This window comes from Streptomyces sp. 8N706 (genome assembly GCF_052245415.1).
In the GTDB taxonomy this organism is placed as follows: Bacteria; Actinomycetota; Actinomycetes; order Streptomycetales; family Streptomycetaceae; genus Streptomyces.
This window is the reverse complement of sequence record NZ_JBQQBW010000007.1, coordinates 84,760-109,738: the sequence shown is the minus strand read 5'-3', so window position 1 is coordinate 109,738 and position 24,979 is coordinate 84,760. Positions and strand designations below refer to the sequence as shown.

Sequence of the window (24,979 nt, the reverse complement as noted above, 5' to 3'; positions counted from 1 at the left end):
TCACCGGTCCTCGGACTCCCCCTCGGCGGCGCGACGGCGCCCGCCTCGGGACAGGCGCCCCGTGTCGCCTTTCTCGACGCCTTCGAGAGCTTCGCCGTGCGCCGTGCCCCCCTCGGCCTGGTAGCCCTCGCGGGCACTGGCTGTTCCCGGGACCACACGGTCCTGCGCCGTGCTCTCCGCGCCGGAGTGGGCGCCCGGCTCCTTCTCGTCCCGCGCCCGCTCCCGGGCGGCCGGCCGCGGCTTCTTCGGGGGCTGTCGGCTCATCTCGGACTCCTTTCGCGCTCCACCGCACCGTGGGAGCCGGGGCCGGGGGAGCCGGGGCCGCCACCGTGCGGCGCGAACCGAGTTACCTCACCTATCCGCCCGAAACTGACCTTTCGTGAACGAGTCGGTACCAGCGACGGCGACGGACGCCGACCGACAGCGACCGACGGCGACCGCCCCCGGCCGGTGGCACGGGGGCGGGTCGCGGCGCTGCTAGGACGTGTTTCAAAAGGAGCGCCGTCCGCCCGAGGGGCGGGGTCCGCGGCTCCCCCAGCCACCGCTGGGGGAGTTGCGCGCCAGACGTCGAGGACCTGGGGGAACCGCCCGGACGGAGTCCGGGGGTGGGACTCTCGAACCACGCCCTGGGACCTGGGCCGGGCCGTCAGACCGCGGTGGACAGCTCGGGAACCCGGGCGTGCGTGGGTGCCGGCTCGATGGCCACCGGGCGGACGGTACGCCGGCGGTGGTGCAGCGCACCCGTGGCGATCGTCCCCGCGATGATCAGCCCGCCGGCGACCAGCGCCCCACGCGGCCCCGCCCACTCCATGAGCAGACCGAGCAGCGGCGGACCGGCGAGTCCCCAGCCGGTGCTCGCGCTGCGCCAGACACCGAGGACACGCCCGCGCATGTCGGCCGGCGGATCCGTCTGCAGCACGGTCGTGCCCGCCGTGTCGGAGATCGACTCCACCACCGCCATGGGGGCCACCAGCAGGGTCAGGAGGAAGATGCTGGGCGAGACCCCGGCGGCGACCTGGAGCAGCGCACCGGTGGCGGCCAGGGTGCCGACCAGCCGGACGGACGGCTGTCGCAGCCGGCCTGCGATCACCGCGCCGATGATGCCCCCGACGGCCAGCACGGTGGAGACGGTCCCGAACTGCTCCGCGCCACCGGCCAGCGGACCGGTGACCAGAACCGCCAGGGTCAGCCCGTAGTTCCGTCCGAAGACAGCGCTCAGCCCGGTGATGGTCGCGAGGGCGACCAGCCTGCGCCTGCCCAGGAAGAAGGCCAGCCCCTCGCGGGCTCCGGTGCCACCGGGCCGCTTCCGGACCGGGGCCTCGGGTGCCGCCGTACCGGAGGGCCCGCGCCCGGCGGGGTCCGCGGGGCGCAGGAAGGGCACCACGGCGCTGACGAACAGGAAGGACAGCCCGTTGACGACATAGGCGACCGCGGTACCGCAGGCCGCCACAGCCGTACCGGCGAGCGCGACGCCGATGAGCCGGCCGGCGCTGTGCACGACGGAGCCCAGGGCGATCGAGGAGGGTACGTCCTTCGTCGGCACCAGGTCGTTCCCCAACAGGGCGCACGCCGGTCCGTCGACGGTGGCGATCAGACCCGTGACCGCGGCGAGGACCAGCAGCAGCGGCATGCTGAGGAGATCGAAGGCCACGAGAACCGCCATGGTGAAGGCGACGAGGCCGAGGACGGCCTGGCTCACGGCCGCGGTGACCTTACGGGGCCAGGCGTCGACCGCGGCGCCACCCGCCAGGCCGAGCAGCAGGCCCGGAGTGGCCTGGACCGACAGGGACAGGCCGGTGGCGGCGGCGGAGCCGGTGATCTGCAGGACCAGCAGGTTCTGCACGGTCAGCTGCATCCACGTCCCGACGTTGGAGACGAGGTTGGCCAGGGACCACCACCGCATGCTGCGGTGGCGCAGACAGCGCCATGGAGCCCGGTCCTCCCCCTTCCCGGCCGTACGGCGGCCGAGGAGGCGCCCGAAACGTGCCGGGAGGGAGCGATCCGGAGGAGGCTCCGCGGAGGGGCTCGGAGACGACGTCTCGGAGGCGCCGGGGGACGGCTGCCCGTCGGGAGCCGACCGGGGGGCGGGGACATGCGGAAGAGAAGAAGAATTCATGGTGAAAGTGCGAGATGCGCGCGGCGGGGTAGGGGCGGAGGTGCGGGACAAGAGAAAAGCCCCGCTTCCGGGGCAGCCGGCGCAGGGGCTCAGCAGTGATCCATCGTCACAGATCGGACGGTTCCACCCAAGTCGGGCCCGGCGCCCCGTCCGCAACGACCACCCCAACTCCCTTGCGCGGCCTATGTATCGGGCTGGTCGTGGCATTGCTCACAGGAAGTGTCCCGGCCCGCTGACGTACGCGGACGGAGCGATCCGGTCGCTCCCCGTGACCGGCCTCCCCGGAGCCGCCCTGTGGTGAGGAGCACACCCGTGAACGACCCGGATGTGGGCGAGAACACGCTGCGGCCCGAGGACCTCCACGGCGTCACCGCCGAGCTGACGCGGCAGGCGACCCGGCTGCGTCAGGAGATCGCGGCGGCGGACGAAGAGGAGTCGTTGCTGCGCGGCGACTGCGATCTCGACGCGGCCGACGCCGGTACGAAGACCGTGTCCGTGGAGCAGCTGCGCACCCGGACCCGGGAGGCACGCACACTGCTGCAGCAGACCGACGCGGCTCTCAGCCGTCTGCGGGAGGGAACCTTCGGGGTCTGCACGGACTGCGGCCGCTCCCTCGGCCGTGCCCGTGCCCTGGCCATGCCGCACACCGCGCTGTGCATCGACTGCCGGCGCCGGAGCGAGGCCGGCGGGTGAGCCGACGCCCGGGACCACGGCCGTGGGCGGGGCCTACGGTCACGGCCCGGCCCACGAGCCGAGGCCGGCCTACGCGCTGGGGTGGCCCATGAGCTGGGGGCCAGGCCCACCGTGGTGGCGCCGCCGAGCTGGGGCATGGCCTACGCGCTGGGACCCCGGAGCTGCGGCCAGCCCCAGGTGGGGGGCCGCCCATGAGGTGCGGCCGGGTTCACGCTGAGCGGCACCCCATGAGCTGGAGCACGGCCGCATGGAGCCGCGGCCGCGTGAGCAGAAAGGCGCCCGGGTGAGGGTGCGTGCCCGCCCTGGGAACGGCGCGGCACCTCACCCCACGTACCGCCGTGCCGTGGAGCGGCGCTGGGTCTCGTCCAGCAGCCGCAACCGTTTCTCGACCTCCGCCGGCACCACCGAGCGCTCCCGCAGCACCCAGGGAAGGCCGGCCGCCGCCTGCCGGAACGCCCGCAGCGAGGCCCGGTCACGGGGGACGGTGCGGGCGAGGTGCAGCGTGCGGCGCACAGCGGCCGGCAGCGGGCGCCGCAGCCAGGTGAACCAGAGCGTATTGCGCAGGCCCCGGACCCGGCGCCCGGTGCTGTCGCGGTTGCGCGAGGGCGCGTGGTGGATGGTCAGCTCCGGCACATGCGCGAGCCACCAGCCGCGTGCCGCGAGGTCCGCGGCCAGCAGTTCCTCCTCGCCACCGAGCCACAGCCGCGCGGAGAAGCCGCCCGCCTCGAGGAAGGCACCGGCCCGCATCGCGGTCGCCGCGGCGAGGAACGAGCCCAGTGCGGGGCCCGGCAGCCAGGGCGGGCCGGGCACGGGAGAGCGGCGCAGCTCCTCCACGATCGGGTCCTCGGTGCCGCCCGGCTCCACGACGATGCGGGCCGTCACGGATACGAGCCCGGGGTGGCGGTCGAGCAGATCCGCGGCCCGGGCCAGCGACCCGGGCTCCCACCAGGAGTCGTCGTCGCAGAACGCCACGTACGGGGTGCGCGCCTCCCGTACGGCCAGATTGCGGCCCACAGCGCCCAGGTTGTGCCCGGGCCGGAGCAGCCGTACGCCCGGGTGGAGACGGGCCACCGCCTCGGCGGTGCCGTCCGTGGAAGCGTTGTCGGTGACGACCACGGGGGGCTTCTCCGGCAGCTCGGCCAGCCGGTCGAGGGTGTGCAGCAGCTCGTCGCGGCGGTTGTGGGTGATGACCACGACCGTGATGCGGTCATCGCCCATGCCGTGCTCCCTCCACGCGTCGTACGGCGCTCTCGACGCGTGGCGGCAGGGGGGCACGCCGCCGTAGTGCGGCCGGGAGCCGCGCCAGGACTCCACGGAGGGCCAGCCGTGCGTCCGCGTCGTGGCGGGCGTCGGCGGCGAGGGCGCAGGTGCGGCGGAGCGCGACGGGCAGGGGGCGGCGCAACCAGGCGGTCACGAGTTCATTGCGCCGCACGACGGCGTCCCGGCGGACGCGGGGGCCGATCGCGGGGTGGTGGTGGGCGACCACCTCGGGGCAGTAGCAGACACCCCACCCGTTCGCGGTGAGGTCGTAGGCGAGGAGGGTCTCCTCGGCTCCGAAGAAGAGCAGCGGGTGGTAGCCGCCCGCCTCGAGGTAGGCGCTCCGGCGGGTCACGGCCGCGCAGGCCAGATAGCCCAGGACCGCCGGTCCGGGGAGGTCACCGGCCCGGCCGAGCGGGGAGGCGGCCAGGACCGCGTTGATCGGATCCGGCCGGGCCTCGGGGCCGACGCGCACGCTCGCCGCGAGGAGGCCGAGCCGGGGGTGCTCGTTGAGGATGCGGACCGCCCGGGCGAGCGCGCCGGGCTGCCACCAGGAGTCGTCGTCGCTGAAGGCGACGTACGGGGTGCCGATGGCCCGCACGCCGTCGTTGCGCGCGAGCGCTCCGCGGTTGACGGGGAGCGCGAGGACTTCCACGCCGGGGAACCGGTCGGCGATCAGGGCCCGGGTGTGGTCCGTGGAGCCGTTGTCGACGACGAGGACCGGCGGGCGCTCGGGCAGTGCCACCAGACGGTCCAGTGCGACCGCGAGCGTGTCGGCGCGGTTGCGGGTGGCGACGACGACGCCGATGACGGGTTCGGCCGTCCCTGCCGGGACAGGAGGGGCAGCGCGCTGAAGTGCCATGGCTACCGCAGTAACCCGCGGGGGAACTGTCGAACCCCGCCACTGGGTTTGCCACCCGGCGGTAGACCCGACCGGAGCAGTGGATACGCCATTCCGGCCGCCTGCCCTGGACGCGGGCTTCGCCCCCCGCATCGAGGATCGGGCACAGCCGTGGGACGTCATTCTCCGCTGAACACGCCCGCCCCGCACGGCCGCTTCCGGGCCCCGCCGCGTTAGCCGCCGGGCAGCCCGGGAACGCGTGCACATGACCGCCGGGACGACCCGGCTGAACCACGACACACACGGGAGGTAACACGATCATGGGCCACGGCGGAGACGTGATCGACGAACTGACCAGGGACCACCGGGAGGTCGATGAGCTCTTCGAGAAGATCGAGAATGTCGCGCCCGGGGACGCGGAGCGCAAACGTCTGGTGGATCAGCTCACCATCGAGCTGGTACGCCATTCGGTGGCCGAGGAGCAGCATCTCTACCCGGCCGTACGGCGGCACCTCTCCGACGGGGACACGATCGCCGACAAGGAGATCGCGGACCACTCCCGGGTGGAGGTCCTGCTCAAGGACCTCGAGAGGCGCAAGGCCGAGGACGAGGACTTCAACCGGCTGGTGCTGCAACTCAAGACCGAGGTGTCGACCCATGTGCGGGACGAGGAGCTGAACCTCTTCGTGCAGCTGCGCCAGGCCTGTTCCAAGGAGGCCATGGAGGAGCTGGGCGAGAAGGTGCGGCGGGCGAAGAAGACCGCCCCCACCCGGCCGCACCCCGGCGCACCGGACACCCCGCCCGCCAACAAGCTGCTCGCCCCCGGGGCGGGGCTGGTGGACCGCGCCCGCGACTTCGTCACCGGCCGCGGCAAGTAGCGAGCAGGCCGCCGAGCGGCGGCAATACGTCCGCGAGCCCACCGGGCCGCCGGGAACGGCGGCCCGGCGCGGCGTCACTCGCCGCCCCGTGTGCGGCGGCAGGAAAGCACGTCCCGACCGGCTGGGGGTGGCAGGGGTGCGCCATGGGTGGGACCGTTGGGAGACCAGCTTGTCTCGCTGCTGTACTCCATCGCCGACAGGCCCCCGCGCAGAGGACCGCCACCGATCCCATCGGTGGCGTGCTCCGTCCCGCCGGGGTTGTTCGTGGCTCCACCCCGTACTCCCGGGCGGCGGTGCGGCAGCAGTTTCTGCTGGACGGAGAAACAGCACATGAAGCATCACACCGGGCCCGCAAGGTCCCGTATCCCGCCTCGGCGTACGGTCGGTCCGTCCTCGCGCTCTCCCTCCCCCGGGGAACTGTCCGCAGCCTCCACCGTGCCTGCCGGGTCCGCGGACTCCCTGGAACTGGAGCGGCTCCGCGGGGAGAACGCCCAGCTCAAGCAAGCCATCAAGGCTCGGCCGGTCATCGACCAGGCCTGTGGCGTTCTGATGGCGACCTGCTCCTGCTCGGCCGAGGATGCCTGGGCGGTCCTTCTGGACGCCTCCCAGCACACCAACATCAAACTGCGCCATATCGCCCACGCCGTCATCAGCAGCACCGAAGGCCGCCCGCCGCCGGAGCCGGTACGCACGGCACTGCGTCTGGCGCTGATCCGCCGGAAGGGCGGAAGGACGGCGGCCGAGGGGTGACGGGCGGCGCCGGGACGGCTGCTTTCCTAACCGACCGACGCCTACGCTTCCGCCTCAGTCAGGCTCAGGCAGGAACGTAACCGACGAGTGCCGCACAACGCCCGGGCGAAACGTCCACGGCGCGGATGACCGGTCCGGCACCTCTCCGCCGGGACGGCAGGCATCCGTCCGGTTCGACGACCCTCACCGCCCCGGCCCGGGTATCCGGCCGGGGCGGTGGTGGCCGCCGTGGCGGCGGGCGTCCGTTCGGGGCGCCCCCTGGCCGGTTGGTTCCGCCGCTCCGGGTCGGTTCCGCCGCTCCGGGTCGGTTCCGCCGCTCCGATGGGGACGCACGACTTCGCCCGACGCACCACCGCCCCTTGGTGACGTCGAGCCGCGGATTCTCTCGGGACCCCGGCCATCCGAATTCCGGGGCACAAAGGGTGTGAAACCATCCTGGCTGCTCACTCGGCAGCCATGAACGAAAAGTATCCGGAACCGGGTTCCGAGCGCCCCGGCGTGGAGCCGGGCGGCGTCCCGCCCGGCGAGACACCCCCCGGCGAGGGCACGCTCTCCGGCGCGGGCCCACGGGAGACGTACAACCCGGCCAAGGGATGGGGCAAGGGCCCGATCATCATCCTCATGGTCGTGGTGGTCCTCTTCGCCGTCTTCTTCATCGTCGGTTACTTCACCCGATGAGGAAGCGGCGCCCGGCAGCGGCGCCGCGTATACGGCCGGCCGGCAGCGGCAGGGGGGCGTCCACCCGGCCACGACGCGGGCAGCGGCGGACCGTCGACGTGGCGGACAGAGGCGCGCCGGCGGCGTACGGTGGCGCGTCACTGGGCGGCGCCGAGTCGCCGTCGCGTTGCGGTGCCTCGTCGCGGCGCCGTACCGCCGTCGCGGTGCCGTCGCCAGGGCCCTTCCGTACCGCCGTCGCGGTGCCGTTGCAGTCGCGGTGCCGTGCCGCCGTCGGAATACGGTGGGCTCTTGGCGGATCAGCGCGGTGGCCCTCAGGGGTGACGTCGTCGGATACCTTGCGGGCCCGGCCGGGGAGCCTGGCCAGGCTCCCTGCCCCGGCGAGGAGTCCCGGCCGACCGCGGCGGACCAGGGTTCCTCGAGGCCGCTCATATGACTGTTGTCGCAGCTGGATAGCCCCGTATGGCCCCGGGTAGAGCTGGCCCGATCGGATGGCACGGCGCGAACGGAGCGCCGTGAGCCGACCGTTCGACGGCGGCAACGACCGGACGCCTCAGTGCGGTTCGACGAGCGAAGAAAGCCGGGGCCAGTGACACAGCCTTTTGAACTGCCGGACTTCTACATGCCGTATCCGGCGCGGCTCAACCCCCACGTCGAGGAGGCACGGGCCCACTCCAGGGAGTGGGCCCGCGGTATGGGGATGCTCGAGGGCTCGGGCATCTGGGACGAGCGCGACCTCGACGCCCATGACTACGCCCTGCTGTGCGCCTACACCCACCCGGACGCGTCCGGCGCCGAGCTCTCCCTCGTCACCGACTGGTACGTGTGGGTCTTCTTCTTCGACGACCACTTCCTGGAGGCCTTCAAACGCACGCAGGACCGGGAGGGCGGCAAGGAGTATCTGGACCGGCTTCCGGCCTTCATGCCGATGGACCTCGCCGCGGGAACCCCCGAGCCCACCCACCCCGTCGAGGCGGGCCTTGCGGACCTGTGGGTCCGCACCGTGCCGACGATGTCCCTGGACTGGCGGGCCCGGTTCGCCCGGAGCACCGAGAACCTCCTCAACGAGTCGCTCTGGGAACTCTCCAATATCAACGCGCATCGCGTACCCAACCCCGTCGAGTACATCGAGATGCGCCGCAAGGTCGGCGGGGCACCGTGGTCGGCTGGGCTGGTGGAGCACGCGGTCGGAGCCGAAGTCCCCGCGTCCATCGCCGGATCCCGGCCCATGAGGGTCCTGAAGGACACCTTCGCCGACGGAGTCCATCTGCGGAACGACCTCTTCTCGTATCAGCGGGAGACCGAGGAGGAGGGCGAGCTGAGCAATGGAGTCCTCGTCCTGGAGACGTTCCTCGACTGCACGACCCAGCAGGCCGCCGATGCCGTCAACGACCTTCTCACCTCGCGCCTCCAGCAGTTCGAGAACACCACTCTCACCGAACTCGGTCCCCTTTTCACCGAGAAGGGGCTGGACCCGCTGTCCTGCGCGCAGGTCCTGGCGTACGTCAAGGGGCTCCAGGACTGGCAGTCGGGCGGCCATGAGTGGCATATGCGCTCCAGCCGCTATATGAACGGCGGTGGCGCCTCCTCCCCGTACGCCTCCCGCTCCGCCCCCGCGTTCCCCTTCGCCCCCAGCGGCCTGGGCACCTCGGCCGCGGACATCGCCTCCGCCGCGGGCCTGAGCCGTGCGCGCCTGAGCGGTGCGGGCAGGATCCGCAGCCTCACCCATGTCCCCTACCAGAGGGTCGGGCCGTCCCGTATCCCCGACATCCATATGCCCTTCACGACCACGCTCAGCCCGCATCTGGGTGCCTCGCGCCGGCACGTCCTCGAGTGGGCGGAGCACATGGGCATGCTGCGGCCGCAGCCCGGCGTGCCCGGATCGGACATCTGGGACGCCCGCCGGCTCGCCGGCTTCGACTTCCCGCTGTGCGCCGCGGGCATCCACCCGGACGCCTCCCGCGAGGAACTCGACCTGTCGTCGGACTGGCTGACCTGGGGGACCTACGGGGACGACTACTTCCCCGTCGTCTTCGGCCGCACCCGTGACCTGGCCGGTGCGAAGGCGTGCAACGAGCGGCTGTCGGCGTTCATGCCGGTCGAGTCCCCGGCCGTCCCCGCTCCGGCCAACGCGCTGGAACGGGGTCTGGCCGATCTCTGGTCCCGTACGGCCGGTCCGATGGAGGTCGGCGCCCGCCGGATGTTCCGCACCGCCGTCGAGGACATGACCTCGAGCTGGCTGTGGGAGCTGGCGAACCAGGCGCAGCACCGCGTCCCCGACCCCGTCGACTACATCGAGATGCGCCGGATGACCTTCGGCTCCGACCTCACGATGAGTCTGTGCCGGCTGGCTCACGGCAAACAGGTCCCTCCCGAGATCTACCGCAGCGGACCGATGGCCTCCCTGGAGAACGCCGCCGCCGACTACGCCTGCCTGCTGAACGACCTCTTCTCCTACCAGAAGGAGATCGAGTTCGAGGGCGAGGTCCACAACGGCGTCCTCGTCGTCCAGTCCTTCTTCTCCTGCGACTACCCGACCGCCGTCGCCATCGTCAACGACCTGATGACGTCGCGTATGCGCCAGTTCCAGCATGTCGCCGAGCATGAACTGCCCGTTCTGTACGACGACTTCGCACTGGACCAGGATGCCCGGGCGATCCTGGACGGATACGTGGCGGAACTCCGGAACTGGCTGGCCGGAATTCTGACGTGGCATCAGGGAAGCCGTCGTTACGACGAGGCCGAGCTGCGCCGCGGACAGGCCCGGCCGGAACGGCTGCCCGGGGCTCCCCGCGGGCTGGGGACGTCAGCGGCCCGGATCGCACTGTCCGCCGGCTCGCGCCGGTAGCACCCGCACGGCCACGCCCCCCCGTTCGCCGTCGTCGTGCCGCTGCCCGGCGCCGCACCGCACCGGTGCGGCCGGTCCGCCCCCTCCGGTCCGGCCGCACGGCGGCGGGTAATGTGCTGATCTCATGCTGGCCGCCCGGTCGGCCTGCGGCAGGCACATCGGCGCGTCGGCGGCGCGCGGAGCGATACGAACGAGGGCACGGTGTTCGATTACGAGAAGGACGGGGCGGCGATCTACCGCCAGTCCTTTGCGACCATCCGGGCGGAGGCCGACCTCGGCGGCCTGCCGCCGGACGTGAGCCAGGTAGCCGTACGGCTGATCCATGCCTGCGGAATGGTCGACCTCGTCGAGGACCTCGCCTATACGCCGGACGTGGTGGCCAGAGCCCGTACGGCGCTGCGCGCGGGCGCACCGGTGCTGTGCGATGTCGCCATGGTCGCCAGCGGTGTCACCCGTAAGCGGCTGCCCGCTGCCAATGAGGTGATCTGCACCCTCTCCCATCCGTCGGTGCCGGAGCTGGCCGCCCGGATGGGCACGACGCGCAGCGCGGCGGCGCTGGAGCTGTGGCGCGACCGGCTGGACGGGGCGGTGGTCGCCGTCGGCAACGCTCCGACCGCGCTGTTCCGGCTGCTCGAAATGGTCGAGGAGGGCGCGCCTCGGCCGGCAGCGGTCATCGGCGTACCGGTCGGTTTCGTCGGCGCGGCCGAGTCCAAGGACGCCCTGGCCGCGCATCCGGCGGGCCTCGACCATCTGGTGGTGCGGGGACGCCGGGGCGGGAGCGCCATCGCGGCGGCCGCGGTCAACGCCCTGGCGAGCGAGGAGGAGTAGCCGGGGGCGAGCCGGTCCGGCTCCCCCGGTACTGCTCCTCAGTACGCGGGGAGATACGGCTCCGCCGACGAACGGCGGTGTCCGGCGCCCGACTCAGCCCACGGCGCTCCGCAGCCAGGCCACGGCTTCCGACGGGTCCGCGGCGACCGGTACCCCCTCGGGCACGGCCGGGCGGCGCACCACCACGACGGGCACTCCGGCCTCGCGCGCGGCGGTGAGCTTCGCCGCGGTGGCACGCCCTCCGCTGTCCTTGGTCACCAGCACGTCGATACGGTGCCGGCGCAGCAGCTCCGTCTCCCCTTCGACGGTGAACGGCCCCCGGTCCAGCAGCACCTCCATGCGGGGCGGCTTCGGCGGCTCCGGGGCCTCGACGGAACGGACCAGGAACCACAGGTCGGTCAGCCGGGCGAAGGCGGCGAGCCCCATACGGCCCGTGGTCAGAAAGATCCGCCGGCCCAGTACCGGCAGCAGCTCCGCCGCCCCGGCCAGTGACCCCGCCGTATGCCAACGGTCGCCGGGGCCCGCCTCCCAGCCGGGGCGGCGCAGGGCGAGCAGGGGAATCCGGGCGGTGGCGGCGGCCTCCGCCGCGTGGAAACTCATGGTGTCCGCGAACGGGTGGGTCGCGTCGACGAGTGCGTCCACCCGGTGTTCCCGCAGCCACCGGGCCAGGCCTTCGGGGCCGCCGAACCCCCCGGTCCGCACCTGTCCGGCCGACCGCCGCGGCTCGGTGACCCGGCCGGCGAGGGAGCTGGTGACGCGGAGTGCGGGGTCCGCGGCGAGCGCGTCCGCCAGGCCGCGGGCCTCCGTGGTGCCCCCGAGGATCAGCACATGGCGCACAGCGCTCATCGGGTGGTCCTCCGGGCTCGCAGGTCGGCAGCGGCCGGGCCCGCGGTGCGTACTGTGCCGCCGGGCCTCTGGCGGCACAGTACGCCCCGTGCCGGAGGCACCCGCACCGGTGCCCTCCGGAGCCGTCCCGGAAGCCGGAGCCGTCTCAGAGGAGATCGCGGGGAAGGCTCTGGTTCCAGTTGCGGGAGAACACCCTGCGCGACCCCTCGTATCCGTCGAGCGTCGCATGCAGCTGGAAATCCGTCGCCGTGGAACTGAGGACCGTACGGGTCACCGTGCGGACCTCCCATTCGCCACGGCTGAACGTCATCGTCCACGCCGACTCGCCCCGCACCGACTCGAAGTCGTCCGCGACCGAGTCGTAGCGCTCGTAGGCGCGGCGGCCGACGTCGAGGGCGATGTCGTTGTAGTGCACCATCCCGATGTCCTTGACGATCTCCAGGGCCGAGTTGTACCCGACCAGGTCGCGGATGACGTTCCAGCGCTGCTCGGGAGGGGTCACCTGGGTGGTGGGGAGCGGTGCGGTCGCCTCGGCCTCACCGAAGGGACGGCCTTCGAGCTCGTGGGACTCCTCGACCGGTCGTACCGGCAGGGTCAGCGTGCTCGCACCCGCGTACACGCTCAGCAGCACGGGCTTCGGCGGCGGCCAGGCGAGAGGCCAGTAGGACGTCGACAGGGACAGCCGGACGCGGTGCCCCGGCGGGAAGGCCTGCGCCACGTTGTTGAGTTGTACGACGGCTCGGTACCGCTCGCCCGGTACGAGTGGATCCGGCTCGTCGTGGCCGCCCCGGCGGGTGAGGTTCAGCAGGCCGTAGGTGACCCGGGTGGCGCGGCCGTCGGGTGCCACATCGGACAGCCGGGCGGCCACCATCGCGACGGGTTCACTGGCCTCGAGGTCGAGCTGCACGGTCGGCGAGCCGAGGATCTCCAGCCGTTCGGTGAGCACGTCGCTGTCGAAGACCAGCGACCCGCCGTCCTCCTCGCGCTGGTCGTACGGGAGGTCGGGCGGCGCGTTGTACGAGGCCCACTTTCCGGCGAACTGGCCGACGGACAACGGCGACTGGACGGTCAGCTCCGTCGCCTCCACCGTGTCCTCCGGTGCCGCGATGCGGTGCACGGCCAGGGGGTGGGCCCGCTGCTCGACGTACGGCGACGGCCAGCTCGGCTCGCCCACCCAGCGGCCGGGCCGCTCCTCGTAGGAGGTGTGGGGCGGCACGCTCTCCTGCATCCAGGTGTGCAGCATGGGCCCGTCCATCACACCGTTGTCCACGTCCTTGAGCCAGTGGTCCCACCAGCGCACGACCTCCTGCAGATAGCCGATGGCCGGGCCGGGCTCTCCGAGGTGGGGGTACTTGTGCGACCACGGGCCGATCAGCCCCTTCCGCGGTACGTCCAGGTGTTCCATCAGCCGCCCCACCGCGTTCGAGTAACCGTCCGCCCATCCGCTGGAGGCCAGGACCGGACACCGTACGTCCTGGTAGTTCTCACAGACGGAGGCGTGCCGCCAGTAGTCGTCGCGCCGCTGGTGGCGGAGCCACTCCGCGACCCAGGGCCCGCTGTTCTCCAGTCGTTGGTGCCACATCTCCCGCCAGCGGTCGCCGACCAGGGCGGGGTCGGGCGGACAGGTGGCATAGGCGAACATCGTGCCCGCCTCACCCAGGTTGTCGGAGAGCAGACAGCCACCCATGTAGTGCATGTCGTCGGCGTAACGGTCGTCGGTGAAGGAGGAGATGACGATCGCATGCAGGCTCGGCGGCCGGCGGGCGGCGACCTGAAGCGCGGCGAAGGCGCCCCAGGAGATCCCCATCATCCCCGTCCTGCCCGTGCACCACGGCTGCTCGGCGATCCATGCCAGGACGTCCTCGGCGTCCCGCTGCTCCTGCTCGATGTACTCGTCGGTGAGGACGCCCTCGGAATCACCCGTGCCGCGCAAGTCGACCCGTACGCAGGCGTAGCCGTGACCGGCGATGTACGGGTGGTGCATGGAGTCGCGTACGGAGCTGAGATCGCGCTTGCGGTAGGGGATGTACTCGAGCACCGCCGGCACGGGCTCGCCTTCCGAGGATGTGGGGCGCCAGATGCGAGCTGCCAGGCGGGTGCCGTCGGACACCGGGATCCATACGTGCTCCTCTTCCTTGATCGCATATGGCAGGGTGTTCACATAGCGCATGGCCGGACGCGCTCCTCTCACGGCATGGCATCGGTGAATTCGAAGCGCAGCGATGCCACACACCGGTCGTACTTCTCGCGCAGCTCCGCCTCGCTGTCGGCGCCGACGAAGATATGGGCGAGTTCGAAGCTGTAGCTGTCCTGCCCCGGCATATCGGAAAGCCGTTGGCCCTCCTCGGGGACAAGGTCGACCTTCAGGCCGGGGATTTCCTGTTCGAGGCGCTCCACCTCCTTCGCCGTCGGCCTGCGCCGGACCACTCCGTCCTCGAACCGCCGGTAGTACCACTTTGCGGCCAGTTCATAGGTTCCCTTGTTGTCCGGCAACTTCGGGTCGCGGCCGAGCGCGAGACTGATCATGCAATGGTGATTGGGTACGCCGTCGACGTATTCGAACATTTCGGCGTGCGACTGGGAATGGCGTGGATTGATCTCCAACAGGTTGATCGCATCGGTCTCCGCATCGTAGAAGTACTCGATGCTGAAGGTCGCCGAATCCATACCGATCTGCCGGATGACCCGCTCGGAGACGTCCTTGAGCCGCCGCACCACCTGCCCGGGCAGAGCGGAAGGATACTGATGGCGCAGAAAGCAGGCGCTGTCGTCGTAATTGATCGAGTCCAGCACCCCGTACACCGTGACCTCGCCGTCGAACACATAGCCCTCGACCGCCGCCTGAACGCCCGTGAGCGACTCCTCGGCCAGGCACGCCTGGCCGCCCGCGGCGGCGATCTCCGGCGGCAGAACCAGCTGGTCGAGGATGTACTCGAACGGCCTGCCGATACGGCTGACGCCCCCGCGGATCTCGGCCACCGCCGCCCGGAACCCCTTCTCGTCCTCGACTCCGAAGGCCAGTTCGGAGGAGAAGGACTTGACGGGCTTGAGCCACATCGGAAACCGTACGTCCGCCGGCGGATCCGCTTCGCCTTCGAGATCCACGAGGGCGAACCGCGGGTGCTCGTCGATGACCTTCCGCTGTTCCAGACGGCTCCAGTACTTGTGCTCGCACTTGACGACTGATTCCAGGCTCGTACTGCGCAGCCCATAGCGCTTGCACAGTATCGGGACCATCGTGCTCACCGGGAAGTCCCAGTAGCCGACAATGGCGTCGATACTGCCATCGAACGCATCGAGCTCCGCCTCGGCCTTTTCAATCAATTCGGCAACAGGTATTTCGCCGACTTGGAGTTCCTCGACGCTCAGCAGGGGATGAAATTGGTACTCGGCAGCATGCGGCACATTCCGCAACGTGTCCAGATTCGTCTCGTCCATGCCGATGACGAAGATATTTGCTCGGCTCACCTGACGTCTCCTTGCGCTTTGTCCCTACGGGCCGGTTACCCGCGTTATGGACGCGCAATCTCGCCGCGATGTGAGGGACCACGGGAAACACGGTGGGATACGGTCCCCACCCCCGGGTCCGAAAAGGACTCCGGCGAGCAGATCCGCCGTCACGGGGCCTGTGTCAGGGGCGCTCCCGCGCGGAACGGGAGCGCCGCCGAGGCCATCGCGTCCGCGCTGTCAGCCGCGGCGGCCGGCGCGGCCCCCCGGACTCGGGCAGCAGGTGCGGCGCGTATGTCCCTACGGCCGCGAACAACTGACGCTTCGACGGGTTCACCAGGGGGCGTCCGGCCACGGTCACGGTCGGCACGGTCTCGTTCCCGTCCGCGACCGAGCGGACGAACGCCGCCGCCTCGCGGGCCTGCCAGATGTTCACCTCGGTGTACCGCAACCGTGTGAAGAGCAGGGTCAGACGCAGCTTGATGCAGTACACGCAGCCGCGCCGCCAGTAGACGACCACGCCGTCACGTTCCCCGTTCATGGATCCCCCGTGTCCGTACGCCTCGGCCCCAGGGTAGACCCGCCGTCGTCGGGGCGGCCGGGCCTCGAGGACCGGCCCACCGGCGTACTCCTCTCGAACGGGCCACTGGCTCGGTGGTTCCACGACCAACCCGCCGCCGGGACGTTGCACGCGGTGAGCCGCGGAGGTCAACCGGGCGCGGCCTACTGCGGCGGATGGCCTCGCAGGCGGTCCAGTTCGCGCCGGTCGCGCTTGGTGGGACGCCCCGCGCCGCGGTCACGGTCGCCGGCCACCGCGATCTCCTCGCGGGCGGGCGGCGGCGGGCTGTGGTCGATGAAGCAGTCGGCGGCCACCGCCGGTCCGACGCGTTTGCGGACGAGGCGGGAGACGACGACGATCCTCTCCCGCCCGGCGATCCGCAGCCGCACCTGGTCTCCCGGCCGCACCGCGTGGGCGGGCTTCACCCGCTCGCCGTTGACACGGACATGCCCGGCGCGGCAGGCGGAGGCGGCCAGCGAACGGGTCTTGGTGAGCCGTACGGACCAGATCCAGCTGTCGACCCGTACGCTTCCCTCATCTGCGGCCATGCCTCGACGGTAGGCCAGGAGACCGCCGAGCGGTGTCGCTTCGCCGGAGATCACACCTGTTCGCCCCGGGCGGCATCCGTCGGCCCGTCGTCTCCGTTCCTGCCACCGGTCACGCCCGGCCCGGGTGTCATGACGTCCACCACGCCGGGGACGCAGTCCACGCGCAGCGGCAGATCGCCCACCGGCTCTCCGTCGGCGTAGCCGAACACCCCGGGCGAGTCGATGCCGACGCTCCGGGCCCGGAAGGTCCGGACCCGTGGATGGGTGATGTGGGTGCCCCGGTAGACCCGGGGGAAGACCCTGACGAGTTCATCGCGCCTGACCGCCCCGACCACCGTCACCGCCAGGTACCCGTCGGACAGCGTCGCTTCGGGGCACATCCGCATCCCACCGCCGTAGTACGGGCCGTTCCCCACGGCCACCAGTGTCGCCTCGGTCTCCAGGGCCCGTCCGTCGAGCGTCAGGGAGAAGGGCAGGGGCCGCAGGCGCGCCAATTCGGCGAGGATCGCCAGGTTGTAGCGGGCCCGGCCACGCGGCCAGGTCATGCTGTTGGCGCGGTGGGCGACCAGGGAGTCGAAGCCGGACGTCAGGACCGTACCGAACCACCGGTCACCGCAGCGGCCGAGGTCGACGCTCCGGCGGACGCCCTCCCCGATCAGCCGTGCCGCCGCCACCGTGTCGTCGCGCGGAATCCCCAGGGAGCGCGCGAAGTCGTTGCCGGTGCCCGCCGGAATGACCGCCAGCGGCGTATCGGTGCCCGCCACCGCCTGCAGTCCGATGCCCACCATGCCGTCGCCCCCGGCCACGGCGAGCACCTCGACACCCGAGGTCACACACCGCCGGGCCCGGGTCCGGGAGTCGGCGGCGTCCAGGCCGGTCACGGTCCGCGCCTGCCATCCGTTGGCGTGGAGGATCCGTACGGTCTCCTCGGCGGCCCGGCGGGCGGCGCCCCGCCCGGCGGCGGGGTTGACCAGCACCACGGCACGACGGCTGCTCATGACAGCACGGGGATGAGCTTGCCGGGGTTGAGGATGCCGAGCGGGTCCACCGTGCTCTTGACCGCCGTCAGCACCTCGACGCCGAGCGGCCCGATCTCGGCCTCCATCCAGGGGCGGTGGTCCGTGCCCACCGCGTGGTGATGGGTGATCGTGCCCCCGCTCTCCGCGATCGCCTCACTCGCGGCCCGTTTGGCCTCGCGCCACCGCCGCTCCGGGTCCGCTCCCCCGGCGGCGGCGACGGTGAAGTACAGGGAGGCTCCGGTCGGATACGCGTGGGACAGATGGCAGAAGACCACCGGCGCGGAGCCGTCCCGCCCGAGGCTCTCGGTGAGAACCCCGGTCACCCGCTCGCGCAGCCGCGGGAGAGAGGACCAGGACGCGGCGGTCTCCAGCGTCTCGGTGAGCACACCGGTGTCCAGGAGAGCGTCCCTCGTATACGGCCCCGAGAAGCGGGAACGCCGCCAGGCGCTCGCCGTGTCCTCCCCCAGGGGCGCCGCGCCGCACTCCCGGAGGACACCGTCCACGGCGGCACGGCGTTCGGCGATCTGCCGCGCGGTGCCCTCGTGGCTGACGACCGCCAGACAGCCCTCCGGTGCGGGGGAGGCCGCGACGGCGGCGTTGACGAACGTCTCCGTCTCGTCCGAGACCCGTATGGCCGTGGGCAGCGTCCCCCTCTGCGCCAGCCGGCGCACCGCCGTGACCCCGCTGGTGAAGTCCGGGAACGACCAGGCCTCGTCCCCGCGGTCCTCCGGCGCCTTCCGGACCCGCACGGTGACCTCGGTGATGACGCCGAGGACGCCTTCGGAGCCGAGGAAGAGCTGCCGGAGGTCCGGGCCCGCCGCGGACGCGGGCGCCCGCCCGAGATCCAGGGTGCCTCGCGGGGTCGCCACCCGCAGCGCCACCACCATGGCGTCGAAGCGCCCGTAACCCGCCGAGGCCTGGCCGGACGACCTCGTGGCCGCGTAGCCGCCGATGGTGGCGTACGCGAAGCTCTGCGGAAAGTGCCCGAGCGTCAGGCCGTGGGCGGCCAGCATCTCCTCGGCCTCCGGGGTACGCAGCCCCGCCTCCAGGGTCGCCGTGCCGGACTCCGTGTCGAGAGCGACGAGACGGTCCAGCCGCCGCAGATCGAGACTCACCACGGAGCCGAACGAGCCGCGCAGTGGCTCGACCCCTCCCACCACACTGGTCCCGCCGCCGAACGGGACGACGGCGACCCGGTGCCAGGCGCATGCGGCGAGGAGTTCCTCGACCTCCTGGTGGGTGCCGGGCCGGACGACGGCGTCGGGAGCCGAGGAGACATCGCCCGCCCGGCGGCGCAGCAGATCGGGGGTGCTCTTGCCGCCCGTGCGCCGGACGCGGGAGGCCGGGTCGGTGAGCACATGCTCCCGGCCGACGACCTCCACCAGCGCCGCGTGGGCCGGATCGGACAGAGCGCTCGGCTCCAGGGAGAGCTCACTCTCCGGCACGGGGGCGGTCACAGCGGCCGGGACGCCCAGGGCCTGGCGTATCAACTGACGTACGGAGTCGTTGAGTCGGACTGTCTGCCCGGGGTCGCCCCAGGCGTTCCAGGCCATCTCACCGACGCGGTGGCGGGGACGAGTCATGCAGTACAGTGTTACACATGACGTCAAAGCGTAAAAGAGAGGACGCGATCCTCGACGCGGCACGGGAGTGCATCGAGGCCTTCGGCGTACGCCGCACCACGCTCACCGACGTGGCCCGGCGCGCCGGTGTCAGCCGCCCCACCGTCTACCGGCACTGGCCCGACATCTCCTCGCTCGTCGGCGACCTGCTCACCCGCGAGCTGCGGGCGGTGTTCGCCGGGTGCGCTCTCCCCTCGAACGCCGCCCCGGCCCGCGAGCGCCTGATCAAGCAGTGCGCCGGAACGGTCCGGACGCTGTGGGGGCACCCGCTGTTCAACCGTTTCGTGGAGACCGAGACGGACGTTCTGGCCACCTACGTCTTCCACCGGCTCGGATCCAGCCAGCACGCGGCCCTCGAGTTGATACGCGCGGAGATCGCGGCCGGTCAGGAGGACGGCTCCGTACGGGAGGGCGACCCGGACGAACTCGCCCGTCTGGTACTCCTCACCGCCCAGTCCGTCACCACCTCCCGGCGCCTCGTGGAGGACACCCTGTCCGACGAGCGGCTGCTCGACGGACTCGGCCGGCTTCTGGACGGATATCTGCGACCGCCGGAGGCCTCACGATGACCCGCAGCCCGGCGTACGGCCCTGGTTCCTCCGACAGTCCGGCACACCGCTGCCGTGCCCTCGACAGCCCGGCGCCCCGCCCCGGATCCCTCAACGCGGCCCAGCGCCAACGGTCGTTGGACCAGCTCGCCCGGCGGCCCATGGTCGACGTCCTGGTGGTCGGTGGCGGTGTCACCGGAACCGGCATCGCCCTGGACGCCGCCTCGCGCGGTCTGAGCGTGCTGCTCGCCGAGCGGAAGGACCTCGCCTTCGGCACCAGCCGCTGGAGTTCGAAGCTGGTCCACGGCGGGCTGCGCTACCTCGCCTCCGGGGATGTCGCCATCGCCTACGAGAGCGCACGCGAGCGCGGCCTGCTGATGAGCCGTACCGCCCCGCACCTGGTCCACGCCCTGCCCATGGTGCTCCCCGTCCACCAGGAGGTCGGCCACCTCCGGGCGGCCACCACCCGCACCGCCTTCCTCCTGGGCGACGCGCTGCGCCTCGCCGCCGGAGCGGGGGCGCGGACCCTGCCCTCCTCCCGCCGTATCTCCGCGGCACTCACCCTCGCCCTCGCCCCGGCCCTGCGCCCGGCGGGCCTGCGCGGTGGCCAGCTCTCCTACGACGGTCAACTCGCCGACGACGCACGGCTGGTCGTGGCGCTGGCCCGTACGGCGGCCGCGTACGGCGCCCATGTCGTCACCCGCTGCGGCGCCGTGGAGCTGACCGGGAACGCGGCCGTGCTGCGCGATGAACTCTCGGGAGAGACCCTGGAGATGGGCGCACGATGCGTCATCAACGCCACCGGTGTCTGGGCGGACACCCTGGCGCCCGGCGTCCGTCTGCGGCCCAGCCGCGGCACCCACATCGTGCTTCCCGCCTCCGCTCTCGGCCACCCGCGCGCCGCGCTGACCGTCCCCGTCCCCGGCGAGACCAACCGGTTCGTCTTCGCGCTGCCCCAGCCCGACGGCCGGATCTACGCGGGGCTCACCGACGAACCGCTCGACACCCCGGTCCCGGACGTCCCCGAAGCCCCCGAGCACGACATCGTCTTTCTGCTCGAGGTGCTGTCCCGGGTGCTCGCCACGCCGCTCGGCCGGGACGACGTCATCGGCGCGTTCGCGGGGCTGCGCCCCCTGCTGGACTCGGGAACGGGCCGCAGCGCCGACCTCTCCCGCCGGCACGCCGTTCTCACCTCGGCGGACGGGGTGATCACGGCGGTGGGCGGCAAACTCACCACGTACCGCGCCATGGCCGAGGACGCCGTCGACGCGGGTGTCGCCCGCGCCGGACTGTCCGCGGGCCCCTGCCGCACCCGGTCACTGCCCCTGATCGGCGCCGCCCCGCGCGGCCGTCCGGGAGCGATGAACGTCCCGCCGCGGCTGATCGCCCGGTACGGGAGCGAGGCCGGCGCCGTCATGGCGGAGGCGGCCCACGATCCGGCTCTCCTCGACCCCGTCGCCGCGGGTGTCACGGGGGCGGAACTGCGCTGGGCGGTCCGCCATGAAGGGGCCCTGGACGAGGCGGATGTGCTGGACCGCCGTACCCGCATCGGCCTGGTGCCGGGCGACCGCGAACGCGCACTGCCCGCGGCACGCGCGGCACTCGGCAACTGACCACCGCCTGCCGGGCGGTTCCGCCGTGACCCGCTCGCCGGGCTGCCGCAACGGGCTGACGGGACGGACCACCGGGGGCCCGGACGAGGCGGGGCCGGATCGGGCCGGCCGGTCCGGGTCTCGCGGGCAGGTCTCCCAGAGACAGAATGCACCCACGTCGCAGCCGTACACGCTGTCGGCCTGTGCGGCGGTCACTCCGGTCCATGAGCCGACACCCGCGACGATCCCGGCCGGCAGCATCGGCGCGGCTGACGTCGGCAGCGTGCGGAAAGCACCAACCCTCTGAGTGAGGCCGCCTCCCGCGAACGGCAAGGCGGCCTCCGAGCTGTGAACCGACGGCTCAGCCGCCGTACGGATTGCCCTGCTGCGGGTGGCCGTAGGGGCCGGGCTGCTGGGCGGGGGCACCGTAGGGGCCGGGCTGCTGAGCCGGGGCACCGTAAGGACCGGGCTGCTGAGCCGGGGCACCGTAAGGACCGGGCTGCTGGGCCGGGGCCGGGCTGCCGTACGGACCGGGCTGCGGCGGACCGGGCTGCTGCGGTGCAGCCGGGGCCTGCTGCCCGTACGGACCGGGCTGCGGCGGAATCTGCTGGTACCCCGGGGCGTGCGGCATGCCCTGGGGCGGCATGCCCTGCTGCGGGGCGCCGGGCTGCTGTACGCCGGGCTGCTGTGCGCCCGCGCCGGCGAGGAGCTGCTGCAACTCCCCTCGCCAGATCCGGTGGACGTTGAACCGGGTCGGCGCCTGCTCTCCGGGCAGCGCCAGCCGGAACGAACTCCACAGCGGGTTCAACTGAACGTCACCGATCAGCATCGGGAACTGAGCGCGGGGAATCGCGTACGCGACCTCCTTCGGCCGCTGGGAGAGCCGGTGCATCCGGTGGAGAACCACCGCCTGGTCGGTGAGGGTGATGAAGTAGTACTTCACCAGAAGCTGGCCGATGAGCCCCAACGCCCCCGTCAGCCAGGGCGTCGGCCCGGTGAGCGACGCGACGGTCACCAACGCCCGGTCGCCGGGCGCGGCCTGCGCTATGGCCGCTGTGACCTGTTCCTTCATCGTCGCCTTGCGCATCGCCATGCGGTTGTTCCCCAATTCCTTACTGCCAGTGGACTCGCGAAGGGTACCGATCGATGCAGACACCGGTCCAAGGGAGGCCGAGCAGCTCAAAACCCTGACCGGGGCGGTGAGGTGGCTCCGGCCCGACGCATCAGCGAAGGCCTACGGGTACGGCGCTCCGGCACACGGTTCGTCACCGGCCCCGGGGCGCTTCACGTCAGCGGTTCGGCTCCGCGCCGCGACTCCACCCACTTGTGCGACCGCGACACGTCCGTGGGGTCCCGGACTTGCGTGCGAAAGCCTCGCCCCCGAGCCCCCCGTCCGGCTGACGTGCGCCAACCTCCGTGCGCCCGGGGCGCGTACGGCACTGCACGGGCAGGACAGACTACCGGACGAGGTCGGAGGGATCGGTGTTCGCCCCGCACAGAACCACGGCGATCCGCTCTCCGGGCGCCGGCTCGTACGCACCGGACCGGAGGGCGGCGAGCGCGGCCGCGGTGCCGTGTTCCACGGCGAGCTTGCGATGCTCCCAGAGGGCCCGGCGGGCGGCGACGATGGTGTCGTCGGGGACGAGGAGAGATGTCACCTCGGCTCGCCGTGCCCAGTGCAGCGCCATCTCCGAGGTGCGGCGGGCGCCGAGGGAGTCGGCCGCGACCGAGTCGACGGGGACGTCGACGACCCGGCCGGCCTGGATCGCCGCGTTCAGCGCCCGGCAGTTCTCGGGCTCGACAGCGACGACGCGTACGCCGTGCTCGTGGGCGGAGGCTGCCACTCCGGAGAACAGGCCCCCGCCGCCCACGGCGACCACGACCGTGTCCACCGGGGGCCATGCCTCGTGGATCTCCTCCATGAGGGTGCCGGCGCCGGCGGCGATCAGCGGATGGTCGTAGGCCTGCGACTCCAGTGCGCCGGTGGTGGCGGCGTACTGCCGGGACGCCTCGAGGGCGACGGCGTACTCGGTGCCCACCTGCCGTACGTCCGCGCCGAGCGCCCGCAGCTTGGCGACCTTCACCGCGGGCGCGTTCTCGGGAACGAACACCGTCGCCGGCACGTGGTGCCGGGCCGCGGCCCAGGCACAGGCCAGCCCCACGTTCCCGCCGGACGCGATGACGACGCCCGCGTCGGGCATGGCGCCCGACTCGATGTGCGACGCGGTGAAGTTCACCGCGCCCCGAGCCTTGAAGGTGCCCGTGTGCTGCATCATCTCCAGCGCCAACCACACTTCGGCGTCGCCGAAGGTCCCCGGGTCGACAGGGCTGAGCGTGACGGGGCGGATATGTCCGGCGACACGGTCGGCCGCGGATTTCACATCGGCGTAGCTGAGGGTCATCCGCGGTCTCCGTCGAGTCGAGTGCGCGAGATCAGGTGGTCACGGCCTCCATTCTCACTCACCCGGGCTCCCACCCTCTCTCGTTCCTCCTGACCGGTACGCGATCACTTGGTGCGTGATTCCAGATCGCGGCGTGTGTTCTCGCCGTAGACACCGGCCTCGTCGCCGCGGATGCCGTACCACTTCTGGAACCTGGCCACGGCCGCCCGGACCCCGGTGTCGTAGCGCCCGTCGATCGCGCCGCCGACGTAGACGTCCGGCAGCTGCAGCAGACGGACCTGCAGCTCGTACACCCCGTGACCGCTGTCGCCCTGGCGCAGCACGCCCCGGCCCGGGATCTCGGGGAGCGAGGGAGCGGGGTTGTCGGGCAGCGGCTTCTCCGGCTGTCCGGTGGGCGCGGACGGGGCCGCCGGTGCGGGATTGTCGCCCATCGGCCTCTCCAGCTGTCCGGAGGAGGGCGCGGACGGGGCCGCCGGTGCGGAGTTGTCGTTGCTCAGCAGCGACGTGGCGAGGATCAGCCCGCTCACGGCGCCCACACCGAAGACCCCGGCGACACGAGTGTCCCGCCGGTCCGTGAGGCGCCGCCACCCTCGGGTCCTGCTCCTCGCGTGCGAGCGGACGGGCGACGGTGACGCCTCGGCGGGCTGGTCCGGGAAGGGGGACGAGAGCTGGTCCGGGTGCGGGGACGCATCCGGCCGGGCGGGGCCCGGACGCGGGCCGGTCCTGCGGTGTCCGCGCGCCTTCGGGGAAGCCGGGGGGAGCAAGGTGACGAGCGGCGGGGTGTCCGTCGGGTCCGCGTCCTCAGACAGCGGCTCTTCCGCCGCCGGTGGCGGAACCGCCTCCTGATGCACGCCACGCGACCACAGAGGCTCCACCACGACAGCTTGCGGGGCCGCCACAACCTGCGGGGCGTCGACGTGGCCTACGCCGGCCGTCGTCAGCGGCTCCGGCAAGGACGGCGGGACGGCGAACGGGCCACCCGGCTCCTCTCGTACCTCTCCGGTGCGGGGCAGTTCCGGGCCCGCTGGGCCGTGCCCTCCGGGCTGGGGCCATCGGGGCAGAGGCGGGGCCGGGGCCTGAGTACGGGCGGTGTCCGGGGCCGGAACCGGAGCCGGGATCGGGGCCGGAACCGGAGCCGGGATCGGGGCCGGAACCGGAGCCGGGATCGGGGTCGGAGGCGGGATCGGGCTCAACCACGGGGCAGGCTCCGGGGCCTGTGTCGAAGTCCGGCGTGGGGGCGGGGTCAACCACGGGCTCGGGCGTGGGGTCGAGCTCACCTTCGGGCTCGGTGGCGGGGCCGGGCTCACACCCGGGCTCGGTGGCGGCGGGGCCGGGCTCATCCTCGGGCTCGGGGGCGGGCTCTGAAGAAGTGAGCCGGTGTCCCTGGCCGGTTCGCCACGGTGACGCAGGGCCGACGGCCGGCTCTCGGTCCAGCCTTGCTGCTCGTCGAAAGCGTGGAGGTCGGCGCGTGCGGCGTCCAAGGCGTCCAGGACGGCCTGAAACGAGTCCC

The 24,979-nt window shown here is 72.3% G+C and carries 22 protein-coding genes; 8 read left to right on the top strand and 14 right to left on the bottom strand.

Annotated elements, in window-relative coordinates; all coding sequences use genetic code 11:
* A complete protein-coding gene (locus tag ACTWQE_RS05175; protein ID WP_443327606.1) occupies positions 1 to 264 on the bottom strand; it encodes a hypothetical protein in 264 nt (87 codons plus the stop codon).
* Positions 265 to 646: 382 nt separating this feature from the next.
* Positions 647 to 1,903 (bottom strand): MFS transporter, encoded by a 1,257-nt coding sequence (locus tag ACTWQE_RS05170; RefSeq protein WP_443327605.1) that lies wholly within the window; start codon positions 1,901 to 1,903, stop codon positions 647 to 649.
* A 525-nt stretch (positions 1,904 to 2,428) separates the two neighbouring features.
* Between ACTWQE_RS05170 and ACTWQE_RS05165 the strand changes: the two genes are divergently transcribed.
* Positions 2,429 to 2,809 (top strand): TraR/DksA family transcriptional regulator, encoded by a 381-nt coding sequence (locus tag ACTWQE_RS05165; RefSeq protein ID WP_443327604.1) that lies wholly within the window; start codon positions 2,429 to 2,431, stop codon positions 2,807 to 2,809.
* A 321-nt stretch (positions 2,810 to 3,130) separates the two neighbouring features.
* Here the strand turns inward: ACTWQE_RS05165 and ACTWQE_RS05160 are convergent, their stop codons facing one another.
* Complete coding sequence (locus ACTWQE_RS05160) at positions 3,131 to 4,027, bottom strand: glycosyltransferase family 2 protein (protein WP_443327603.1); 897 nt, start codon at positions 4,025 to 4,027, stop codon at positions 3,131 to 3,133.
* On the bottom strand, positions 4,017 to 4,928 hold the full coding sequence (locus tag ACTWQE_RS05155; protein ID WP_443327602.1) for a glycosyltransferase family 2 protein: 912 nt from the start codon (positions 4,926 to 4,928) through the stop codon (positions 4,017 to 4,019). Before ACTWQE_RS05155 ends, ACTWQE_RS05160 begins: the two co-directional genes overlap by 11 nt.
* A 299-nt stretch (positions 4,929 to 5,227) precedes the next feature.
* Between ACTWQE_RS05155 and ACTWQE_RS05150 the strand changes: the two genes are divergently transcribed.
* From ACTWQE_RS05150 to ACTWQE_RS05130, 5 genes are all read left to right on the top strand, one after another.
* Positions 5,228 to 5,785: a hemerythrin domain-containing protein gene (locus ACTWQE_RS05150; protein WP_443327601.1), complete on the top strand. Its 558-nt coding sequence runs from the start codon at positions 5,228 to 5,230 to the stop codon at positions 5,783 to 5,785.
* Positions 5,786 to 6,115: 330 nt separating this feature from the next.
* Positions 6,116 to 6,535, top strand: coding sequence for an ANTAR domain-containing response regulator (locus ACTWQE_RS05145; protein WP_443327600.1), 420 nt, complete (start codon positions 6,116 to 6,118; stop codon positions 6,533 to 6,535).
* Positions 6,536 to 6,991: 456 nt separating this feature from the next.
* Entirely contained in the window at positions 6,992 to 7,213 is a 222-nt protein-coding gene (locus ACTWQE_RS05140; protein WP_443327599.1) for a DUF6480 family protein, read from the top strand.
* A gap of 586 nt (positions 7,214 to 7,799) precedes the next feature.
* Entirely contained in the window at positions 7,800 to 10,058 is a 2,259-nt protein-coding gene (locus ACTWQE_RS05135; RefSeq protein WP_443327598.1) for a family 2 encapsulin nanocompartment cargo protein terpene cyclase, read from the top strand.
* 201 nt (positions 10,059 to 10,259) lie between these two features.
* The gene (locus ACTWQE_RS05130) at positions 10,260 to 10,886 is read left to right on the top strand and encodes a precorrin-8X methylmutase (protein ID WP_443327597.1); all 627 of its coding nucleotides are present in this window, start codon (positions 10,260 to 10,262) and stop codon (positions 10,884 to 10,886) included.
* Between the two features lie 93 nt (positions 10,887 to 10,979).
* Here ACTWQE_RS05130 and ACTWQE_RS05125 read toward each other — a convergent pair whose 3' ends face one another.
* The 7 genes from ACTWQE_RS05125 to ACTWQE_RS05095 form a co-directional block, all read right to left on the bottom strand.
* On the bottom strand, positions 10,980 to 11,732 hold the full coding sequence (locus tag ACTWQE_RS05125) for a cobalt-precorrin-6A reductase (RefSeq protein WP_443327596.1): 753 nt from the start codon (positions 11,730 to 11,732) through the stop codon (positions 10,980 to 10,982).
* Between the two features lie 145 nt (positions 11,733 to 11,877).
* Positions 11,878 to 13,902: a CocE/NonD family hydrolase gene (locus ACTWQE_RS05120; RefSeq protein WP_443327595.1), complete on the bottom strand. Its 2,025-nt coding sequence runs from the start codon at positions 13,900 to 13,902 to the stop codon at positions 11,878 to 11,880.
* 17 nt (positions 13,903 to 13,919) lie between these two features.
* Positions 13,920 to 15,170, bottom strand: a complete 1,251-nt coding sequence (locus tag ACTWQE_RS05115; protein ID WP_443327622.1) for an ATP-grasp domain-containing protein — start codon at positions 15,168 to 15,170, stop codon at positions 13,920 to 13,922.
* Positions 15,171 to 15,363: 193 nt separating this feature from the next.
* On the bottom strand, positions 15,364 to 15,720 hold the full coding sequence (locus tag ACTWQE_RS05110) for a glutaredoxin domain-containing protein (RefSeq protein ID WP_443327594.1): 357 nt from the start codon (positions 15,718 to 15,720) through the stop codon (positions 15,364 to 15,366).
* 182 nt (positions 15,721 to 15,902) lie between these two features.
* Positions 15,903 to 16,286 carry an RNA-binding S4 domain-containing protein gene (locus tag ACTWQE_RS05105; protein ID WP_443327593.1) on the bottom strand — a complete coding sequence of 128 codons (384 nt, stop codon included), beginning with the start codon at positions 16,284 to 16,286 and terminating at the stop codon, positions 15,903 to 15,905.
* Positions 16,287 to 16,336: 50 nt separating this feature from the next.
* Positions 16,337 to 17,284, bottom strand: coding sequence for a diacylglycerol kinase (locus tag ACTWQE_RS05100; protein ID WP_443327592.1), 948 nt, complete (start codon positions 17,282 to 17,284; stop codon positions 16,337 to 16,339).
* Complete coding sequence (locus ACTWQE_RS05095) at positions 17,281 to 18,888, bottom strand: FAD-binding oxidoreductase (RefSeq protein ID WP_443327591.1); 1,608 nt, start codon at positions 18,886 to 18,888, stop codon at positions 17,281 to 17,283. The genes ACTWQE_RS05100 and ACTWQE_RS05095 overlap by 4 nt, the downstream gene beginning before the upstream one ends.
* A 17-nt stretch (positions 18,889 to 18,905) precedes the next feature.
* Here ACTWQE_RS05095 and ACTWQE_RS05090 point away from each other — a divergent pair, with 17 nt between their 5' ends.
* On the top strand, positions 18,906 to 19,496 hold the full coding sequence (locus ACTWQE_RS05090; RefSeq protein ID WP_443327590.1) for a TetR/AcrR family transcriptional regulator: 591 nt from the start codon (positions 18,906 to 18,908) through the stop codon (positions 19,494 to 19,496).
* Positions 19,493 to 21,088: a glycerol-3-phosphate dehydrogenase/oxidase gene (locus ACTWQE_RS05085; protein WP_443327589.1), complete on the top strand. Its 1,596-nt coding sequence runs from the start codon at positions 19,493 to 19,495 to the stop codon at positions 21,086 to 21,088. Before ACTWQE_RS05090 ends, ACTWQE_RS05085 begins: the two co-directional genes overlap by 4 nt.
* Positions 21,089 to 21,428: 340 nt before the next feature.
* On the opposite strand, the gene ACTWQE_RS05080 is transcribed toward ACTWQE_RS05085, so the two are convergent.
* The 3 genes from ACTWQE_RS05080 to ACTWQE_RS05070 all read right to left on the bottom strand — a co-directional run bounded on the left by ACTWQE_RS05080 (position 21,429) and on the right by ACTWQE_RS05070 (position 23,996).
* Positions 21,429 to 22,160, bottom strand: coding sequence for a hypothetical protein (locus ACTWQE_RS05080; protein WP_443327588.1), 732 nt, complete (start codon positions 22,158 to 22,160; stop codon positions 21,429 to 21,431).
* Positions 22,161 to 22,524: 364 nt separating this feature from the next.
* Positions 22,525 to 23,469, bottom strand: a complete 945-nt coding sequence (locus tag ACTWQE_RS05075) for a threonine/serine dehydratase (RefSeq protein WP_443327587.1) — start codon at positions 23,467 to 23,469, stop codon at positions 22,525 to 22,527.
* Positions 23,470 to 23,573: 104 nt separating this feature from the next.
* Positions 23,574 to 23,996, bottom strand: coding sequence for a peptidoglycan-binding domain-containing protein (locus tag ACTWQE_RS05070; protein WP_443327586.1), 423 nt, complete (start codon positions 23,994 to 23,996; stop codon positions 23,574 to 23,576).
* Positions 23,997 to 24,979: the final 983 nt, after the last annotated feature.

Excerpts from the sequence above, each read along its gene's own strand:
- ACTWQE_RS05175 (WP_443327606.1), bottom strand. The coding sequence starts at position 264 with ATGAGCCGACAGCCCCCGAAGAAGCCGCGGCCGGCCGCCCGGGAGCGG.
- ACTWQE_RS05170 (WP_443327605.1), bottom strand. The coding sequence starts at position 1,903 with ATGCGGTGGTGGTCCCTGGCCAACCTCGTCTCCAACGTCGGGACGTGG.
- ACTWQE_RS05160 (WP_443327603.1), bottom strand. The coding sequence starts at position 4,027 with ATGGGCGATGACCGCATCACGGTCGTGGTCATCACCCACAACCGCCGC.
- ACTWQE_RS05155 (WP_443327602.1), bottom strand. The coding sequence starts at position 4,928 with ATGGCACTTCAGCGCGCTGCCCCTCCTGTCCCGGCAGGGACGGCCGAA.
- ACTWQE_RS05150 (WP_443327601.1), top strand. The coding sequence starts at position 5,228 with ATGGGCCACGGCGGAGACGTGATCGACGAACTGACCAGGGACCACCGG.
- ACTWQE_RS05145 (WP_443327600.1), top strand. The coding sequence starts at position 6,116 with ATGAAGCATCACACCGGGCCCGCAAGGTCCCGTATCCCGCCTCGGCGT.
- ACTWQE_RS05140 (WP_443327599.1), top strand. The coding sequence starts at position 6,992 with ATGAACGAAAAGTATCCGGAACCGGGTTCCGAGCGCCCCGGCGTGGAG.
- ACTWQE_RS05125 (WP_443327596.1), bottom strand. The coding sequence starts at position 11,732 with ATGAGCGCTGTGCGCCATGTGCTGATCCTCGGGGGCACCACGGAGGCC.
- ACTWQE_RS05120 (WP_443327595.1), bottom strand. The coding sequence starts at position 13,902 with ATGCGCTATGTGAACACCCTGCCATATGCGATCAAGGAAGAGGAGCAC.
- ACTWQE_RS05115 (WP_443327622.1), bottom strand. The coding sequence starts at position 15,170 with ATGGACGAGACGAATCTGGACACGTTGCGGAATGTGCCGCATGCTGCC.
- ACTWQE_RS05110 (WP_443327594.1), bottom strand. The coding sequence starts at position 15,720 with ATGAACGGGGAACGTGACGGCGTGGTCGTCTACTGGCGGCGCGGCTGC.
- ACTWQE_RS05105 (WP_443327593.1), bottom strand. The coding sequence starts at position 16,286 with ATGGCCGCAGATGAGGGAAGCGTACGGGTCGACAGCTGGATCTGGTCC.
- ACTWQE_RS05100 (WP_443327592.1), bottom strand. The coding sequence starts at position 17,284 with ATGAGCAGCCGTCGTGCCGTGGTGCTGGTCAACCCCGCCGCCGGGCGG.
- ACTWQE_RS05095 (WP_443327591.1), bottom strand. The coding sequence starts at position 18,888 with ATGACTCGTCCCCGCCACCGCGTCGGTGAGATGGCCTGGAACGCCTGG.
- ACTWQE_RS05090 (WP_443327590.1), top strand. The coding sequence starts at position 18,906 with ATGACGTCAAAGCGTAAAAGAGAGGACGCGATCCTCGACGCGGCACGG.
- ACTWQE_RS05085 (WP_443327589.1), top strand. The coding sequence starts at position 19,493 with ATGACCCGCAGCCCGGCGTACGGCCCTGGTTCCTCCGACAGTCCGGCA.
- ACTWQE_RS05080 (WP_443327588.1), bottom strand. The coding sequence starts at position 22,160 with ATGGCGATGCGCAAGGCGACGATGAAGGAACAGGTCACAGCGGCCATA.
- ACTWQE_RS05075 (WP_443327587.1), bottom strand. The coding sequence starts at position 23,469 with ATGACCCTCAGCTACGCCGATGTGAAATCCGCGGCCGACCGTGTCGCC.